The sequence below is a fragment of the Pantoea sp. A4 genome (assembly GCF_000295955.2).
Taxonomy (GTDB): domain Bacteria; phylum Pseudomonadota; class Gammaproteobacteria; order Enterobacterales; family Enterobacteriaceae; genus Pantoea; species Pantoea multigeneris.
The window spans coordinates 70,308-86,598 of the sequence record NZ_ALXE01000021.1; the positions used below are offsets into that span (position 1 = coordinate 70,308).

General features: G+C 52.4%; 20 protein-coding genes. 8 read left to right on the plus strand and 12 right to left on the minus strand.

Going from position 1 to position 16,291, the window contains the following annotated elements; all coding sequences use genetic code 11:
• The first annotated feature begins 6 nt into the window (after positions 1 to 6).
• Complete coding sequence (gene wbaP, locus B880_RS0107850; RefSeq protein WP_026042488.1) at positions 7 to 1,473, plus strand: undecaprenyl-phosphate galactose phosphotransferase WbaP; 1,467 nt, start codon at positions 7 to 9, stop codon at positions 1,471 to 1,473.
• A gap of 348 nt (positions 1,474 to 1,821) precedes the next feature.
• Entirely contained in the window at positions 1,822 to 2,292 is a 471-nt protein-coding gene (locus B880_RS0107855; RefSeq protein WP_017346845.1) for an RcnB family protein, read from the plus strand.
• 40 nt (positions 2,293 to 2,332) lie between these two features.
• Here the strand turns inward: B880_RS0107855 and B880_RS0107860 are convergent, their stop codons facing one another.
• Together B880_RS0107860 and B880_RS0107865 are read right to left on the minus strand one after the other, a co-directional pair.
• The gene (locus B880_RS0107860; protein ID WP_017346846.1) at positions 2,333 to 3,475 is read right to left on the minus strand and encodes an iron-containing alcohol dehydrogenase; all 1,143 of its coding nucleotides are present in this window, start codon (positions 3,473 to 3,475) and stop codon (positions 2,333 to 2,335) included.
• 188 nt (positions 3,476 to 3,663) lie between these two features.
• A complete protein-coding gene (locus tag B880_RS0107865; RefSeq protein ID WP_017346847.1) occupies positions 3,664 to 3,909 on the minus strand; it encodes a hypothetical protein in 246 nt (81 codons plus the stop codon).
• 236 nt (positions 3,910 to 4,145) lie between these two features.
• On the opposite strand from B880_RS0107865, the gene B880_RS27330 reads away from it, so the two are divergent.
• Positions 4,146 to 4,229 carry a membrane protein gene (locus tag B880_RS27330; protein ID WP_017346848.1) on the plus strand — a complete coding sequence of 28 codons (84 nt, stop codon included), beginning with the start codon at positions 4,146 to 4,148 and terminating at the stop codon, positions 4,227 to 4,229.
• A 92-nt stretch (positions 4,230 to 4,321) separates the two neighbouring features.
• Here the strand turns inward: B880_RS27330 and B880_RS27335 are convergent, their stop codons facing one another.
• Positions 4,322 to 4,513: an ECs_2282 family putative zinc-binding protein gene (locus B880_RS27335; protein WP_443146815.1), complete on the minus strand. Its 192-nt coding sequence runs from the start codon at positions 4,511 to 4,513 to the stop codon at positions 4,322 to 4,324.
• 359 nt (positions 4,514 to 4,872) lie between these two features.
• Between B880_RS27335 and pagP the strand changes: the two genes are divergently transcribed.
• The 5 genes from pagP (at position 4,873) to tatE (ending at position 7,465) form a co-directional block, all read left to right on the plus strand.
• On the plus strand, positions 4,873 to 5,364 hold the full coding sequence (gene pagP, locus B880_RS0107875) for a lipid IV(A) palmitoyltransferase PagP (protein ID WP_036645614.1): 492 nt from the start codon (positions 4,873 to 4,875) through the stop codon (positions 5,362 to 5,364).
• Positions 5,365 to 5,514: 150 nt separating this feature from the next.
• Entirely contained in the window at positions 5,515 to 5,724 is a 210-nt protein-coding gene (gene cspE, locus B880_RS0107880) for a transcription antiterminator/RNA stability regulator CspE (RefSeq protein ID WP_006118399.1), read from the plus strand.
• Positions 5,725 to 5,904: 180 nt separating this feature from the next.
• A complete protein-coding gene (locus tag B880_RS0107885; protein WP_017346851.1) occupies positions 5,905 to 6,351 on the plus strand; it encodes a GNAT family N-acetyltransferase in 447 nt (148 codons plus the stop codon).
• On the plus strand, positions 6,351 to 7,142 hold the full coding sequence (locus B880_RS0107890) for a deaminated glutathione amidase (protein ID WP_017346852.1): 792 nt from the start codon (positions 6,351 to 6,353) through the stop codon (positions 7,140 to 7,142). Before B880_RS0107885 ends, B880_RS0107890 begins: the two co-directional genes overlap by 1 nt.
• A 119-nt stretch (positions 7,143 to 7,261) precedes the next feature.
• Entirely contained in the window at positions 7,262 to 7,465 is a 204-nt protein-coding gene (gene tatE / locus B880_RS0107895) for a twin-arginine translocase subunit TatE (protein ID WP_017346853.1), read from the plus strand.
• Between the two features lie 139 nt (positions 7,466 to 7,604).
• Here the strand turns inward: tatE and lipA are convergent, their stop codons facing one another.
• From lipA to rsfS, 9 genes are all read right to left on the minus strand, one after another.
• Positions 7,605 to 8,570 (minus strand): lipoyl synthase, encoded by a 966-nt coding sequence (gene lipA / locus B880_RS0107900; RefSeq protein WP_017346854.1) that lies wholly within the window; start codon positions 8,568 to 8,570, stop codon positions 7,605 to 7,607.
• 167 nt (positions 8,571 to 8,737) lie between these two features.
• On the minus strand, positions 8,738 to 9,391 hold the full coding sequence (gene lipB / locus B880_RS0107905; protein WP_017346855.1) for a lipoyl(octanoyl) transferase LipB: 654 nt from the start codon (positions 9,389 to 9,391) through the stop codon (positions 8,738 to 8,740).
• Between the two features lie 82 nt (positions 9,392 to 9,473).
• The gene (gene ybeD / locus B880_RS0107910) at positions 9,474 to 9,737 is read right to left on the minus strand and encodes a DUF493 family protein YbeD (protein WP_017346856.1); all 264 of its coding nucleotides are present in this window, start codon (positions 9,735 to 9,737) and stop codon (positions 9,474 to 9,476) included.
• Positions 9,738 to 9,839: 102 nt separating this feature from the next.
• Positions 9,840 to 11,051 (minus strand): D-alanyl-D-alanine carboxypeptidase DacA, encoded by a 1,212-nt coding sequence (dacA, locus tag B880_RS0107915; protein ID WP_157060529.1) that lies wholly within the window; start codon positions 11,049 to 11,051, stop codon positions 9,840 to 9,842.
• 132 nt (positions 11,052 to 11,183) lie between these two features.
• Positions 11,184 to 12,350 carry an endolytic peptidoglycan transglycosylase RlpA gene (gene rlpA, locus B880_RS0107920; protein WP_017346858.1) on the minus strand — a complete coding sequence of 389 codons (1,167 nt, stop codon included), beginning with the start codon at positions 12,348 to 12,350 and terminating at the stop codon, positions 11,184 to 11,186.
• Positions 12,351 to 12,360: 10 nt separating this feature from the next.
• Entirely contained in the window at positions 12,361 to 13,473 is a 1,113-nt protein-coding gene (gene mrdB / locus B880_RS0107925) for a peptidoglycan glycosyltransferase MrdB (protein WP_026042490.1), read from the minus strand.
• Positions 13,474 to 13,481: 8 nt separating this feature from the next.
• Positions 13,482 to 15,386 (minus strand): peptidoglycan DD-transpeptidase MrdA, encoded by a 1,905-nt coding sequence (gene mrdA / locus B880_RS0107930; RefSeq protein WP_017346860.1) that lies wholly within the window; start codon positions 15,384 to 15,386, stop codon positions 13,482 to 13,484.
• A 34-nt stretch (positions 15,387 to 15,420) separates the two neighbouring features.
• Positions 15,421 to 15,891, minus strand: coding sequence for a 23S rRNA (pseudouridine(1915)-N(3))-methyltransferase RlmH (rlmH, locus tag B880_RS0107935; protein WP_017346861.1), 471 nt, complete (start codon positions 15,889 to 15,891; stop codon positions 15,421 to 15,423).
• A 3-nt stretch (positions 15,892 to 15,894) separates the two neighbouring features.
• Entirely contained in the window at positions 15,895 to 16,212 is a 318-nt protein-coding gene (gene rsfS / locus B880_RS0107940; protein ID WP_017346862.1) for a ribosome silencing factor, read from the minus strand.
• Positions 16,213 to 16,291 lie beyond the last annotated feature (79 nt).

Here is a 16,291-nt window from a genome sequence, read left to right on the forward strand (position 1 = left end):
AGGTTTATGGCTAGCTCTATGGTGATAAATACTGTAAGCCGCTCCTGGCGCGGGTTGCGCAAGTATCTTTTAGTCAAGGTTGCATTGGGTTTCTCAGATCTGATTGCGCTTAATTTGGCGCTATTCTTGTCTGCCAGTACTATCAGAATGTTTTGGGGTAATATTGATAGTTTTATTCCCCCCTATCAAATTGGCTATCGCTATTCCGCTCAGTTTATTCTTTCAGTGATTTGTACCGCGTGGTTCTGGATCAGAATGCGCCACTATACCTATCGCAAGCCGTTCTGGTTTGAGCTGAAAGAAGTGGTAAAAACACTGGTGGTATTCTCGCTATTAGATCTCGCGCTGATCGCATTTTCGAAATGGAATTTCTCCCGTACGGTCTGGGTGTTCACATGGACCTATGCATTACTGCTGCTGCCATTAATGCGTGCTGGTGTGAAACATCTTATTAATAAGAGTGGTCACTGGAAAAAAGAGACTTATATCATCGGTTCAGGCAAAAATGCCAGGGAAGCCTGGGCTGCCCTGCAAAGCGAAGAGGTGCTCGGTTATGAGGTGCGGGCGTTTGTTTCGGTTGATGATACGGTCATCGAAGAGAGTGTGAGCAATATTCCGGTGGTGTGTTGGAAAGACATTAACTGGAATACAATAGACCGGGATAATACCCAGTTTGTAGTGGCACTGGAATTTGAACAGCACGCTGCACGTGATAACTGCCTGAAGTCGCTGGCCAAGATGAAATGCCGTTCGGTTTCGGTGATCCCAACGCTGCGTGGTGTTCCGCTGTACGGTACTGATATGTCGTTTATTTTCAGCCATGAAGTGATGATTTTGCGGGTGCAGAATAACCTGGCCAAGCTCTCTTCTCGTTTTATGAAGCGCACTTTCGATATTGTGGTTGCTTCTATGTTGTTAGTGCTACTGTCCCCGGTCTTTGCCTTGCTCTGTTACATGGTTAAGCGTGACGGCGGCAATGCCATTTATGGTCATGAGCGCATAGGCTTGAATGGCAAGAAATTTAAGTGCCTGAAGTTACGCTCAATGGTGACGAACTCGCAAGAAGTCTTAACACGGTTACTGGCGATGAACCCGGAAGCCCGTGCCGAGTGGGATCGTGATTTTAAACTCAAAAATGATCCACGCATCACCGCGATTGGCGGCTTCTTGCGCAAAACCAGCCTCGATGAGCTGCCTCAGTTATGGAATGTGATTTGCGGGGAAATGAGCCTGGTGGGACCACGTCCGGTGGTTGAAGCGGAACTGGAACGTTACGCCGGTGATGTGGACTACTACTTGATGGCTAAGCCAGGGATGACCGGTTTATGGCAGGTGAGTGGCCGTAATGATATCGACTACGATACTCGCGTCTATTTCGACTCCTGGTACGTGAAAAACTGGGCACTGTGGACCGACATCGCCATTCTGTTTAAGACAATTGGCGTAGTGACTCGCCGCAACGGCGCTTACTGATCTCAACAGGTCTGCTCAGCCATCTTTTAACGGTAAACCGGTGGTGAAAATGATATTGTTGCTGCGCAATGCTAGTGATGTGGCGTTGCGTGCTTCAGTTACCCTCTGTTTTGTCAGGGTTTACCGTATAACTGGTATGGCGATTTTGTCACCCGACCTCTGGTCGGGTTTTTCTTTTTTAGGGCCAGAATATTTCATAGTATTTTCATTTGTCAGGATTCTGATCGAATAGCGTAATTGTGCGTAATTCCACACATTTTAGGAGTTTTGGAAGTGCTATTCAGGCCATATATAATCAATAGTGATGACGTCGACGCAGTAATGTCGATCTATTGAGAGGTACACACCATGAAAAAAATGACTTCAAGCCTGTTGGCTTCACTTATTGCATGCAGCACACTCTTTTCAGCAGTTTCCTGGGCAGATGGCCCTGGAGGCGGCGACCAACAATGGCAACGTGGCGGCGGCGAACAGCATCAGGATCGCGGTCATGGTGATCAAGGCGGGCGTGGCCCAGGCGGCGGCGATCGTGGTCATGGTGGTGGCCAGCAAGAGTCCCATCGTGGCGGCCCTGGCCCACAAGCTAACCGTGGCGGCCCGGATCGCGATCATTTCGCCTGGCGCGGTCACGACTTCCGTCGCGGCCATGAAATTCCGCCTGACTTCCGTGGCCCGCGTTACCGCGTAGACTGGCGTGAGCATCATCTGCCAGAGCCACCGCGTGGAGAGCAGTGGAGCTACATCGACGGTAACTACGTCTTGATTGCGGCAGCAACCGGTGTGATCACCTCCTTGATCCTCAACGGTGCTTTTAACTAAAGCCGCTAGCGGGTGGTAAACCCACCCGCTGTGACTCCTTTCAGTCAGGCCATCCGGCGACTAACATCTGTTTCATCTCTTCATAGCCATATTCGCGCAGTGAATTTTTACTGTTGGCGCGCTGTAGTACCCACTCTTTCTCTTCTTCACTCAGATGCGGACCCCCTTGCCAGAAAGCCACGATCGCCTGCTGCTGGAGCCAGTCGTGCAGTGCCAGTGCAGGATTCATCGTCGAGCGGCCAAAAAGCTGCGAGTCGAGTTCCTGCATCAGTTGCTGCTGCTCAGGGTGTTCACTCTGCGCGAGTTGTTGCAGGAAGGGGAACAGCAAGCGGCCGCAGACCTCTCCGTGGTGGAAAGGCTTAATCGCGCCCAGCTCACCGGCAATACCATGAATCACGCCTAATCCTGCGCTGCTGAGGCTGACACCGCCCAGCCATGAAGCCATCATCATTGCCTCTCTTGCGGCGTCGCCTGTATCATCCATGCGATTAAGTGCGGGCCATGCCCGGATAAATTGCTGCATGCCGCTGATGGCGAGCTGGCGAGTGAAAAAGTTACCTTTCTTCGACAGGTAAGCTTCGAAAAGATGGGTGAAGGCATCAATAGCACAGCTGGCGAGCACTGTATCGGGTGTGCCTCGTAGGAGATCCGGGTCAAGAATGGCTACGCCGGGAACGAACAGCGGGTGCCGTAGTGACGCCTTGACCTGAATCTCCTGCTGATCGGTGACGACGGCATTCTGTGTGACTTCGCTTCCGGTGCCTGCCGTCGTGGGGACCGCAATCAATGGCAGCGTAAGCGCCTCAACGGCAGTGTCGCCTACTTTCTCCAGATAGCGTGCCACAGGCAGAGGGTGTTGCATCATCGCACTGAAAGCCTTTGCAGCATCAATGACGCTGCCACCGCCAATCGCTACCACGCGCTTAACCTGGCCGCGCCAACGTGCCACCCAGCCGTCAATATCGGCAGGGGAGGCCTCGTGGCTGACAATCTCATACGCCAGAATGTGTGTGCTCAGCGCCTCTTTCATCTCTGCATAGTGCGCGCTACGTAGAAAGGAATGACCGCAAAATAACAGGGTAGGTTGTGGTTCAGCCGCCAACAGCGGTAGCAGCTTTTGCAGACTGCCACGGCCAAACAGGGTGCGTTGATTGTTATACAGCTCACTGACCGGGTTATTCACGATCCTGTTCCTCAGGTTAGGTGGAGAGATAGCGCTAAGCGTTGTCGCAAAAATTTACGATGAAAAACAGGCAGAACGCGCGGCTTAACGGCAAAGATGTCTTGCATCCTGAGGGGAAACCGCGGTGACGGCAAGTGATGATTACAGGCAGGAAAAGGGCCACATCGCGTGGCCCAACAGGAAGATGATCAATGGGGCTGTTCGAAACCGGCTTTAACCATCTGTTCGCGCAGTTCCAGCGTGATATGGCGATTGCCTCCAGTGACAGGGAAGATCACTTTGTTGATAACGTCATCAAGGTAGTGCTCTTCAAAATCCTGCATGGTCAGTTGGGTACCGCCTTCGTCGTTGATCGCGATTGAACCTTTAATCCGATCACCTTTATTCTTCGCCTTCAGGCAATAGCGGCCCATACTGGTATTGATTGTACTCATATGACCTCCTTATTAGGCACAATGAATGAGTTGCAAGTGACGCTCAACTTTCGGCGCTTAAAGTTTAGACAGCTCTGAACGGCAAAACGTAACGCTATCGCCGGGTAAATCCATTTCTTGCGACCTTCCTCGCAGAAAAAATTCGGTTACAAAAACCGACTGCCGGGAAAAGCAGAGTGGCTGATCTGTCCTATACTGATGATTAGTGACTCTTTTTATCGATGCAGGAGCGTGTTATGAAAATTATTCTCTGGATCATTGCGATCATTTTTATCGTGGGGCTTTTGACCATCACGGGCGTGTTTAAGCTTATTTTCTAACTCTACCAACTACGCAAAGGGTATCTGCTACAGCTCTCAGCCCCATAAATCGCCATTGTCGTTTATGGGGTTTATTGTCACCTTAATGCGTCTCAACGTTCTGGATCCCACTGCTGACACAAGCTTTCTATCAGCGGATGGCGGTCAGTCTGCGGTAACAGATCCTGAGCATTCAGGGCTTTCCCACAGCGCGCGCACTTAGCCCCGTGATCGTGAATCCCTTTTCCCTCAAGCGAAGTAAACGTAAATTTCTTACTGCCGCATTCACGGCATCGAATTTTCATGACCACAGCTGTTTCGCCTCCCGCGATGGATACCGGCTCAGACTTTAGCAAATCGCCAATAATAGTTAAATATATCTTATCATTTGTGGTGCGATTTTTTGATCGCTACATGGGTGCAACTGGATAATTGACGGTGCTGATAATTCATGGATGGAAGTATAAATTCCGGTTAAGTTTCAAAAATTGACCGGAATCAAGAACTGGCTGGATTGTCTTGTTCCTGGGGAGAGTGGCCCTGACTTTTTATCAATTAGAGCAAGGTCTTGAGGTTTTTTTTCGCCTGGTATTTAGACTCAATCCCCTGATTTTTCATGGGGAGTGCTCCGGTGAAGGCACGGTGTTTTGCAATCTGTTTGCTTATGAGTAGTTTGCCGCTGTCGGCAAGCACAGAAAATCCAGACTTTCCCGCCGATCTTGCCAGCCAATGGCGGCCTGATATCTACATTCCGGTGACGGTCTGGCACAACCGCCTGACGTGGGATCGTGCCCATATTCTGCGCTACAACGAACGGCCGGGTGGTGCGGGGTTAGGTGTCTCACGGATTAACCCTAAAGGGAACTGGGAAGGTTGGTACGGGATGATCTTCCGTGACTCATTTAGTCGCTGGGAGCCCATTGTGGGCTACGGCTGGGAGGCACGTTGGCCACTGCTTGATAACACACCACTGAGCGTGGGAGCGGGCTTTACGGCGGGGATTACCGCGCGGGATAATTACAATTATATCCCGCTCCCCCTGGTTTTACCGCTGGCCTCCATCAGCTATGGCCCTGTTAGTGCACAAATGACTTATATTCCAGGGGGTTATAACAGCGGGAATGTGTTATTTGCCTGGGCAAGATGGCATTTCTGATCCGGTTTCAGCGTTGAAAATTGTCAGCATGTGAAAAAAAATCGATATTTATCACTTTTCCATCAAATCGGACTGGACAAATGTCACGGCAATTGCTGTACTAGACGGCGACACAGTTTAGTGTCCATTTTTCATGTAAAGGTAATATAGATGTCTAAGATCAAAGGTAACGTTAAGTGGTTTAATGAATCTAAAGGATTCGGTTTCATTACTCCTGAAGATGGAAGCAAAGATGTGTTCGTACACTTCTCAGCTATCCAGAGCAACGGTTTCAAAACTCTGGCTGAAGGTCAGCGTGTAGAGTTCGAAATCACTGACGGCGCTAAAGGCCCATCAGCTGCTAACGTTATCAGCCTGTAATTTAACAGACTGAATTTTAAAAACCCGCCTGATGGCGGGTTTTTTTTTGCCTGGAATCCAGCCCGGTTGCTGCGGCGATCACAAAACCACCTGTAACACATTAATAACCTGCTGCTCTTGCAGATTTTTTCGTGCCAACGCTATATAAAAGAGGATGCACAGCCCCACTGAGGAGTACGCATGAACATACGTCAGGCACAGGCGAAAGACAGCTTCGCATTAGCCGCGCTGCTCGCAGAGTTGGGCTATGGGGGGACAGAGGCGTTTATCGACAAACGTCTGGCTGAGTTGATTCGCGATCCCAATGAAATTTTGCTGGTCGCTGAACATGGCACCCAGGTGATGGCGTTTCTCTCACTTCATTTTATTCCACAGTTGGCACTGGCCGGTGATTTTGCCCGTATCAGCTATTTTTGTGTGGCGGAAGGGGAGCGCAGTAAAGGAAGTGGTCAGCAGCTGCTGAATTATGCCGAAAAACTGGCTACCCAGCGCGGCTGTGACCGCATGGAAGTGCACTGCCATAGCTCACGCCTCAAAGCGAACCAGTTTTATCAACGCGAAGGGTATACCGAATCCCCCTGCTATCATATTAAAGATCTGACCTTCCCGATGAAAGGACGCCTGTGATGAAAGTGGCTTTAGGGCAGTTTGCCGTTGACCGTGACTGGCAGAATAACGCACAAACCTGTGTGGATTTGATGCAGCGCGCAGCAGAGCAGCATGCGCATTTGCTGGTGCTGCCTGAAGCGGTACTGGCACGAGACAATAGTGACCCCGGCTGGGGGCTACACTGCGCTCAGCCGCTTGATGGCCCCTTTGTGACGCAGTTGCTACGAGCCAGCCAGGGAACGACATTGACCACGGTCTTTACCTTCCTGACGCCGGGTAGCGAGCACAAAGCATTGAACGCGCTGATAGCGATTCGCAACGGCGAGATCATCGCGCGTTACGATAAACTGCATCTCTATGATGCCTTCGCGATGCAAGAGTCGCAGCGAGTGATTGCGGGGAACGAGATCCCGCCACTGCTGGAGATTGACGGCATGAAAGTAGGGCTGATGACCTGCTATGACGTCCGCTTCCCCGATCTGGCGCGTCGTTTGGCCTGTGATGGGGCTGATGTCCTGGTGTTGCCTGCCGCGTGGGTACGTGGGCCACTGAAAGAGCACCATTGGGAGCTACTCACCACGACCCGTGCACTGGAAAACACCTGCTATATGGTTGCCGTGGGTGAATGTGGGCCACGAAACTGTGCGAACAGTCTGGTGATTGACCCGCTGGGCGTCGCCATAGTGAAAGCCGGCGAGTCACCGGCACTGTTGTTTGCTGAATTATCACCAGAACGGGTGCGTCAGGCGCGGGAAGCGTTACCGGTACTGGAGAATAATCGCTTTGCGCCACCCCAGCTTAAGGCCTGATTTTTTTACGGGCTTTATCACTAAATGTTCTTAAACTGTTACAGATAGTACTTGAGCCTGAAGCCAAAGTGCGCGTAAATATCCTTGTTCGTTTTATCTTGAGATTGAAAGGTTAATTTATGGAAGGTATCAGTATTGCCAAACTGCTGATCGTCGGTGCGCTTATCGTGCTGCTGTTCGGTACCAACAAGTTACGCTCACTGGGTGGTGATCTGGGATCGGCTATCAAGGGCTTCAAGAAAGCCATGAAAGATGAAGAACCCGCTGTAGCGAAAACCACTGCGGAAGAAGTTCCGGCAGATCGCGTAACGCACAAAGAGTAATGTTATATTTTGCTCAGTAATCTGTGAGCAAATGTGACATAAAAGTAAAGCCAGGCAGATATCGAAGTGGGTAACACTTCATAACTGCCTGGCTTTATTATTTGTGCCTGAGCGGGTAGCAGAGCCACCCGCCAGAGGATTATTTCACTTCCAGACCCTGCGCCTGCATATCCGCATGGTAGGAAGAGCGAACAAACGGGCCACATGCAGCATGGGTGAAGCCCATGGCCAGCGCCTCTTCTTTCATCTCTTCGAACTCAGCGGGGCTGACATAACGCTGCACTGGCAGGTGGTGGCGGCTTGGCTGTAAATACTGGCCCAGCGTCAGCATGGTCACGCCGTGGCGGCGCAGATCACGCATCACTTCCACGATCTCGGCGTTGGTTTCACCCAATCCGACCATTAAGCCTGATTTGGTTGGGATATCCGGATGGGCTTCTTTAAAGCGCTCCAGTAATTTCAGCGACCACTCATAGTTGGCACCAGGACGTACCTGACGGTAAACGCGGGGTACGTTTTCAAGGTTATGGTTGAATACGTCCGGTGGCGTGGCAGTCAGAATATCCAGTGCCCGATCCATACGGCCACGGAAGTCCGGCACCAGTGTTTCAATCTTAATGCGTGGGCTCTTCTCACGGATGGCCTCAATGCAGTCTGCGAAGTGCTGTGCACCGCCATCTCGCAGGTCATCGCGGTCAACAGAGGTGATCACCACATAACGCAGCGCCATATCAGCGATGGTCTGTGCCAGTTTGACGGGCTCGTTGGCGTCTGGGGTATTCGGGCGACCGTGGGCCACATCGCAGAACGGGCAACGACGGGTACAGATGGCCCCCAAAATCATAAAGGTGGCGGTACCGTGGTTAAAGCACTCTGCGAGGTTAGGGCAGGAAGCCTCTTCACAGACCGAGTGCAGGCCATTTTTGCGCATCGCCGCTTTAATACCCTGAATACGGCTGGAGTCGGCAGGAAGTTTAATTTTCATCCATGACGGCTTGCGGAGGATCTCTTCGCGTTCCGTCACCACGGTTTTCACCGGGATAAGCGCCATTTTATCTGCGTCACGATATTTGACGCCGCGTTCCATCTGAATTGGTTTACTCATAAATCTGCAGCTTCCGGTCGGATTGCGTTTTAAAAGCGTCCTCACTCAGGCCTGGGACGAGACTTTCAACTTTTTTTGAAATTATCGAAAATTATATCATCTCGCCTGCCTGCGTGCAGCCACCATAGTACGTGTAAGGTTACAATTTTGTAAACAAGCACACCAGGTTAAGGGAGATCATTTCCAGACAGCCACACCACATTTTGATAGTTCAGTAGCTGGGCGAAATGTTTGACCAGCAACGGCTGAACATCACTTAGCGTGACCGCCGGGACAAACTGTTTGAGCTGGGTCATTTGCAAACCGGCGTAGCCGCAAGGGTTGATGCGTAAAAACGGTGCCAGGTCCATGTTGACATTCAGCGCGAGGCCGTGGAAAGAGCAGCCCTTACGGATGCGTAATCCCAGCGAACAGATTTTATCATCACCGACATACACGCCAGGCGCATCAGGGCGGGCACGGGCGTCAACCGAAAATTCGGCCAAGACCTTCACGACCGTCTCTTCCAGTGCCGTCACTAACTCACGCACGCCAGTTTTGTGTCGACGAATATCGATCAACACATACATCACTTGCTGTCCAGGCCCGTGGTAAGTGACCTGACCGCCGCGATCGCTTTGCACCACGGGAATATCGCCAGGCATCAATAGGTGCTCAGCTTTACCGGCCTGGCCTTGGGTGAATACCGCAGGGTGCTCAACCAGCCACACTTCATCCTGGCTGTGTTCATCACGCTGATCGGTATAAAGGTGCATGGCTTCTGAAACGGTTTGCCAGTCGCGCAGGCCTGGCTGTCGGATGAAGAGCGTATCGGCAGACAAAGGGGAGGTCCGGTTGCAGGGAAAACAGCAGTATAACGCTGGCAAAGGGGATGACCAACCCCCCAAATTTGCCAGCCAGTGCTTACAGAACCATGCGCACGATATCAATCTTACCCAGTTCTTCGTACAGCGTTTCAATCTGCTCTACGTGGGTCGCGGTGATCACAATGGATACTGAGTGGTAGTTGCCTTTGCTGCTTGGCTTCACTTCTGGGGTGTAGTCACCCGGTGCGTGACGCTGCACCACTTCAACCACTTGATCAACCAGCTCTGGTTTTGCCAGTCCCATCACTTTAAAGGGAAACGTGGTTGGGAATTCGAGCAGTTCATTCAGTTTGGTTTTCATATTCACTCCGGTGCAAAAAAACAGACTCCCGCCGCAGCGGGAGCAATCGTAATAATAACGTATATTGGGCTACTGTGGCGATTTTTCAATCGCCGACAGTGATTAACCGAACCAGTGGTGGAACATCAGCTTGATGTAGTCCACGATGCGGCCAAAGAAGCCACCTTCTGGTACTTCGTTTAACACCACCAGCGGGCGCTGATCGATGGTTTTTCCGTCCAGTTGGAAGTTGATGCTACCGACCACCTGGTTTTTCTGCAACGGTGCGTGCAGTTCAGTATTGGTCAGCACATAGCTGGCCTTCAGATCTTTCATACGGCCACGCGGGATGGTCAGCCAGGCATCTTTATCAACCCCTAACTGTACGCGGTCCGTGGTGCCGAACCAGACTGGCTCAGAGGCAAACTCTTTACCCGCCTTGAGCGGAGCGACGCTTTCAAAGAAGCGGAAGCCCCAGGTCAGCAGCTTTTTACTTTCTGTTTCACGGCCTTTATAGGTATGGCCGCCCATCACGGCAGAGATCAGGCGCATCTGGCCATCGGTTGCTGAAGCCACCAGGTTATAACCTGCGGCATCCGTGTGGCCGGTTTTGATGCCATCGACATTCAGGCTGCTATCCCACAGCAAACCGTTACGGTTCATCTGGCGGATATTGTTGAACGTGAACTCTTTTTCTTTGTAGACCGAGTACTCATCAGGTACATCACGGATCAGAGCCTGACCAATCAGCGCCATGTCACGGGCAGAGCTGTACTGACCCTCGGCATCCAGGCCATGAACCGTCTGGAAATGCGTGTTTTGTAAGCCCAGTGCCTTAACATAGTTGTTCATCAAGCCAACGAAAGAGTCCTGGCTACCGGCGACGTAATCCGCCATAGCCACACAGGCATCGTTACCGGATTGCAGCACAATGCCGCGAGTCAGCTGGGAAACCGGGACGCGATCGCCTGGTTTCAGGAACATCAGCGACGAGCCTTTGAAGACTGGGTTGCCGGTCGCCCAGGCATCTTTACCTACGGTGACAATGTCATCGTTGCGGATTTTGCCGGCTTTTACCGCCTGACCGATGACATAGCTGGTCATCATTTTGGTCAGGCTGGCAGGATCTCGGCGTGCATCGGCATTTTTCTCTGCCAGTACTTTGCCTGAATTATAATCAATCAGAACATAGGCTTCTGCATCGATATCCGGCACGCCAGGAATCATGGTGTTGAGGTTAACGTTATCAGCAATAGCGACATGGCTGAAGGAGATAGCGATCAGTGAACCCACTGTCAGGCGTTTGAGGAAACGAGAGGTATTGAGTTTGATCATGTCTGGAATTACTGCATCCATCGGTAAAGTAAAAAAGTGGCGCCACTATAACAAATGCCTGTTTTAGCGGCATCTGGCTTCGTTAACAATTGTTCAACGCATCATCAGTGATGATGCGTTTTCGCCTTATTCTTAATGTGCGGTAGTGATAAAACCGTTCAACTGTGCTTCGCTGCTTAAACGCTGTTGCAGTGCGCTGGCCTGAGAACGCGAACTGTAACCGCCTAACTGGATGCGGAATACGCTGCCGTTCGCCTCAACCCGGCCCGGTACGCCAAAGCGTTTGCTCAGGCTTTGCATCAACTGATGGGCACGCGCAGAGTCATTCACTGCGCCAACCTGCACCACGTAACCACTCGCTAAACCTGATGATGCCACCGGTGCGCTTTGGCGTGGGGCTGCACTCACGACCGGCGCTGCAACCACCGCAGGCGCAGCAACGGCCGCAGGCTCAGGGGTGCTCTCTTCCAGAACACCGCTGCGCAGCGGTTGCGGTGCGCCAAGGAAGCCACCGCTTTGCACCGGAGCACCGAGGCTGCTTGACGGTTTTAAGGTTGAGTTATCGATCGCATCGACATTCTGGTCATCCGCCGCGGGCTGTGCCACCGGTTGGGTGGCCGCGCTGTTATCGCCACCGTTCATCAGGCCGCCGGTTGCGACAACACCGCCGGTTTGCATGCCACCGCCAGTTGTCATTCCGCCATCCAGATCCGGACGAGCGGGCAGGGCATAGCTCTGCTTGGCAACGGTGGTGCCAATGGTGCCTGGCCCGGAGAGCGTGCCATCAGGCGCTACGCTGATGTAATCCACGCGGACGCGGGTGTTATTGGAAATATTGAGGCGATCGCCCGCCGCACGTGACAGATCGATAATACGCCCTGGCGTGTAAGGACCACGGTCATTGACACGCACCACTAACTGGCGTCCGTTGGCGAGGTTGGTCACACGCACATAAGAAGGCAGCGGCAGCGTGGGGTGCGCTGCGGTATAGGCATTGGGATCGAACGTTTCACCGGTTGCCGTACGTGACCCCTGAGCTTCATCGCCATACCAGGTGGCAAGACCGACTTCACTGAAGTTCGCTGGATTCTTGACGATACGATAGTTTTTACCGTTAACACTGTAGTCCTGGTTGGTGGACGGGTTAATCGGTTCATACTTTGGATCAACGCCAGGGATCTCGACCACCGGGCCGCTATAAGCCGGTTGTGGTGGTGCCGTCTGGGTTTGTTGCTCATCCGTTGCACAGCCCGCTAATACCAGTGAAATCAGTGCAACCCCTAGCCAGTCCTTACGCATGTGCAGCCTCTTAAACGCTTTTAGATAACATTTTTCTGTGAGTATGAATGGACATCACAATGCCAAATCCGGCCATGAGTACAATCAGTGCGGAGCCGCCGTAACTGACCAGCGGAAGCGGTACGCCAACCACCGGTAAGATACCACTAACCATGCCAATGTTAACGAAAACATAGACAAAGAAAATCAGCATTAACCCGCCCGCCATAACGCGGCCAAAGGTGGTCTGGGCTTTAGCCGCCATCATCAGGCCACGCATGATCAGCAGCAAATAGAGCCCCAGCAACAGCAGAACGCCCATTAATCCTAGCTCTTCCGCCAACACGGCGAAGATAAAGTCGGTGTGACGTTCAGGCAAGAACTCCAGCTGTGACTGTGTGCCGTGTAGCCAGCCTTTACCTCGCAACCCGCCTGAGCCAATGGCGATTTTAGACTGGATAATGTGATAGCCCGCCCCGAGCGGATCGCTCTCTGGGTTGAGCAGCATCATCACCCTGTCGCGCTGGTAATCGTGCATCAGGAAGAACCACAATATCGGGATAAACGCCGCCACTAAGATCACGGCCACTGCGATCAGTCGCCAGCTCATCCCGGAAAGGAACAGCACGAACAGCCCTGAAGCGGCGATCAGAATCGAGGTGCCGAGATCGGGTTGTGCTGCCACCAGCAGGGTGGGCATGAAGATCAACACCAGTGCCAGCGCGGTGTTCTTCAGCGTCGGAGGACAGACATCGCGGTTGATAAAGCGTGCCACCATCAGCGGGACCGCTATTTTGGCAATCTCCGATGGCTGGAAGCGCACAAAGCCGAGATCCAGCCAGCGCTGCGCCCCTTTACTGATTTGACCAAACGCATCCACGGCGACCAGTAGAATGACGCTGACGATGTAGAGATAGGGTGCCCAACTTTCATAGACGCGGGGCGGCACCTGAGCCAGAACCAGCATCAGGATCATCCCCATTGCGATCTGACCGAGCTTACGCTCCATCATGCCCGGGTCCTGGCCGCTGGCGCTCCAGATAACGAAGGCACTGTAGGTCAGCAGGCTGATGATGATCAGCATAAATACCGGATCGATATGGATACGCATCCAAATCGATCTTTTTTGCGGGCTGTCACTCATTGACATGGTCATTCACCTTCATAACCAGGCGGTGTCGGGGCTGCATCAGGCAGCACCGTGTTGTTATCGCCCAGCATTATATGGTCCAGAATCTGCCGCATTACTGTGCCGACCGCAGGGCCAGCGCCACCATTTTCAAGGATCATGGTGACAGCAACGCGAGGTTTATCAAATGGCGCAAACGCGGTCATCAGTTTGTGATCGCGCAGGCGCTCAGCAATTTTGTGCGCGTTATAGGTTTCGTTCTCTTTCAGACCGAAGACCTGGGCAGTACCGGATTTCGCGGCAATTTTATATGACGCATCCGAGAAACTTTTACGCGCGGTCCCGTTCGGGCGGTTTGCCACACCATACATGCCGTCTTTGGCGATCTCCCAGAAACCTGAGTGGATTTCGCCAATGTGACTTTCAGCCGGTGCCGGCCACGGCACGATAGTGTTTCCTTCACGGCTGGCGCGCAGCAGATGTGGCGTTTTGATCACCCCATCGTTAATCAGGATCATCATCGCTTTGTTCATCTGTAACGGCGTCGCCGTCCAGTAGCCTTGGCCAATCCCTACCGGAATGGTATCGCCTTGGTACCACGGCTTTTTAAACCGTTTCAGCTTCCACTCACGTGTTGGCATATTGCCCGCACTCTCTTGTGGCAGATCGATACCGGTACGCTGACCATAGCCAAATTTGTTCATCCACTCCGACAGACGGTCAATGCCCATGTCATAGGCCACCTGATAGAAGAAGGTATCCGCCGACTCCTCCAGCGACTTGGTGACGTTCAGACGGCCATGTCCCCATTTCTTCCAGTCACGATAGCGTTTTTCAGAGCCAGGCAACTGCCACCAACCGGGATCGAACAATGAGGTATTGCGGTTGATCACCCCGGCCGTTAATGCCGACACAGCCACATAAGGTTTCACCGTGGAAGCGGGTGGATAGGAGGCCTGAATTGCCCGGTTATACAACGGGCGATTCTCATCGTTCAGCAACGCGCGATAATCTTTACCAGAAATTCCGTCAACAAACAGATTCGGATCGTAACTGGGTGTGGAGACCATGGCTAAAATTTCACCCGTGCGCGGATCGCTGACCACCACCGCCGCGCGGCTGCCTGCCAGCAGCGTTTCGATATACTGCTGTAATTTCAGATCGATAGTCAGATAGACATCTCGCCCGGCCTGTGGTGACTCTTCGTGCAGCTGACGAATCACCCGGCCACGGTTGTTGACCTCGACCTCTTCAAAGCCGGTTTTGCCGTGCAGGGTGTCTTCGTAATAATTTTCGATACCCAGCTTGCCAATGTCATGCGTCGCGGCGTAGTTCGGCCATTTTCCTTCCTGATCTAGCCGTGCGACATCGCGGTCGTTGATTTTCGATACGTAGCCCACCACATGGGTCAGCGTGGTGCCGTAAGGGTAGTAACGTCGTTGGTAGCCTTTGACTTCAACTCCGGGGAAGCGGTATTGATTCACGGCGAAGCGCGCGACCTGAACATCATTCAGGCCGACTTTTACCGGAATGGAGGTAAAGCGGCGTGAACGTTTACGCTCTTTGTCAAAAGCATCGAGGTCTTCATCAGTGAGGTCGAGCACCGGGCGCAGATCGGCCAGGGTCTGTTTGAGGTTGTCCACCTTTTCGGGCATCAGTTCTGCCTGATAGATGGTGCGATTTAACGCCAGCGGCGTGCCGTTGCGGTCATAGATAATGCCACGGCTGGGTGCAATCGGTACCAGCTTAATGCGGTTTTCATTGGATCGCGTGCTGTAATCGTCAAAGCGCAGGATTTGCAGGTGATAGAGGTTAAACACCAGCACAGAGGAAAGTAATAAAATACCGACAAAAGCGACCAAAGCTCGGCGGACAAAGAGCTTCTGTTCGGCACTGTAATCACGAAAATCGTTGCTTTGTAATTTCATCCGCTGCTTGTAGTGAGTGTGTGTGCCTTATTCGTTACTCACGATGATAAGGATGATTTGCTGTGATGCTCCAGGCTCGGTACAGACTTTCTGCCACCAGTACACGCACCAGCGGGTGCGGCAAGGTAAGCTTTGAAAGTGACCAGCTCTGCTCTGCGGCGGCTTTACAAGCCGGAGCCAATCCTTCTGGGCCACCGATCAACAAACTGACATCCCGACCGTCCTGCTTCCAGCGCTCTAACTGCTGCGCCAGTTGCGGGGTTTCCCACGGCTGGCCGGGAATATCCAGTGTGACTATTCGGTTGCCTTTGCCCACCGCTGCCAGCATCGCTTCACCCTCTTTTTCAAGGATGCGCGCGATATCGGCATTTTTACCGCGTTTACCTGCCGGAACTTCAGTCAGTTCAAACGGCATATCACGCGGAAAGCGGCGTAGGTACTCCATGAAACCGGTTTGTACCCAGTCGGGCATTTTGGTGCCAACGGCAATAAGCTGCAATTTCACCGCTTAGCCCCAGAGTTTTTCCAGCTCATAAAGCTGGCGACTCTCGTCCTGCATAACATGTACGATGACTTCACCGAGATCGACCACGACCCAGTCAGCCGCTGCCTGGCCTTCCACGCCTAATGGCATGATGCCTGCTGCACGGGATTCCTGCACCACGTGATCGGCAATAGAAGCGACGTGGCGTGTGGAGGTGCCGGTACAAATGATCATAAAGTCAGTGATGCTGGATTTGCCCTGAACATCGAGCGTGATGATATCCTGACCTTTAAGATCATCAATTTTATCAATGACAAAATCCTGGAGTGCTTTACCTTGCAAAAGGTTATCCTCAAATACGGGTGAAGAGGGCTGGCTGAAACCCGGATGACAGAGCCAAAAATTAAGCGGCGCAGTATAT

What these genes read in the sequence shown, in the direction of transcription:
- wbaP (WP_026042488.1), top strand. Translation starts at nt 7, where the DNA reads ATGGCTAGCTCTATGGTGATAAATACTGTAAGCCGCTCCTGGCGCGGG.
- B880_RS0107855 (WP_017346845.1), top strand. Translation starts at nt 1,822, where the DNA reads ATGAAAAAAATGACTTCAAGCCTGTTGGCTTCACTTATTGCATGCAGC.
- B880_RS0107865 (WP_017346847.1), bottom strand. Translation starts at nt 3,909, where the DNA reads ATGAGTACAATCAATACCAGTATGGGCCGCTATTGCCTGAAGGCGAAG.
- B880_RS27330 (WP_017346848.1), top strand. Translation starts at nt 4,146, where the DNA reads ATGAAAATTATTCTCTGGATCATTGCGATCATTTTTATCGTGGGGCTT.
- B880_RS27335 (WP_443146815.1), bottom strand. Translation starts at nt 4,513, where the DNA reads ATGAAAATTCGATGCCGTGAATGCGGCAGTAAGAAATTTACGTTTACT.
- pagP (WP_036645614.1), top strand. Translation starts at nt 4,873, where the DNA reads ATGAGTAGTTTGCCGCTGTCGGCAAGCACAGAAAATCCAGACTTTCCC.
- cspE (WP_006118399.1), top strand. Translation starts at nt 5,515, where the DNA reads ATGTCTAAGATCAAAGGTAACGTTAAGTGGTTTAATGAATCTAAAGGA.
- B880_RS0107885 (WP_017346851.1), top strand. Translation starts at nt 5,905, where the DNA reads ATGAACATACGTCAGGCACAGGCGAAAGACAGCTTCGCATTAGCCGCG.
- B880_RS0107890 (WP_017346852.1), top strand. Translation starts at nt 6,351, where the DNA reads ATGAAAGTGGCTTTAGGGCAGTTTGCCGTTGACCGTGACTGGCAGAAT.
- tatE (WP_017346853.1), top strand. Translation starts at nt 7,262, where the DNA reads ATGGAAGGTATCAGTATTGCCAAACTGCTGATCGTCGGTGCGCTTATC.
- lipA (WP_017346854.1), bottom strand. Translation starts at nt 8,570, where the DNA reads ATGAGTAAACCAATTCAGATGGAACGCGGCGTCAAATATCGTGACGCA.
- ybeD (WP_017346856.1), bottom strand. Translation starts at nt 9,737, where the DNA reads ATGAAAACCAAACTGAATGAACTGCTCGAATTCCCAACCACGTTTCCC.
- dacA (WP_157060529.1), bottom strand. Translation starts at nt 11,051, where the DNA reads ATGATCAAACTCAATACCTCTCGTTTCCTCAAACGCCTGACAGTGGGT.
- rlpA (WP_017346858.1), bottom strand. Translation starts at nt 12,350, where the DNA reads ATGCGTAAGGACTGGCTAGGGGTTGCACTGATTTCACTGGTATTAGCG.
- mrdB (WP_026042490.1), bottom strand. Translation starts at nt 13,473, where the DNA reads ATGAGTGACAGCCCGCAAAAAAGATCGATTTGGATGCGTATCCATATC.
- mrdA (WP_017346860.1), bottom strand. Translation starts at nt 15,386, where the DNA reads ATGAAATTACAAAGCAACGATTTTCGTGATTACAGTGCCGAACAGAAG.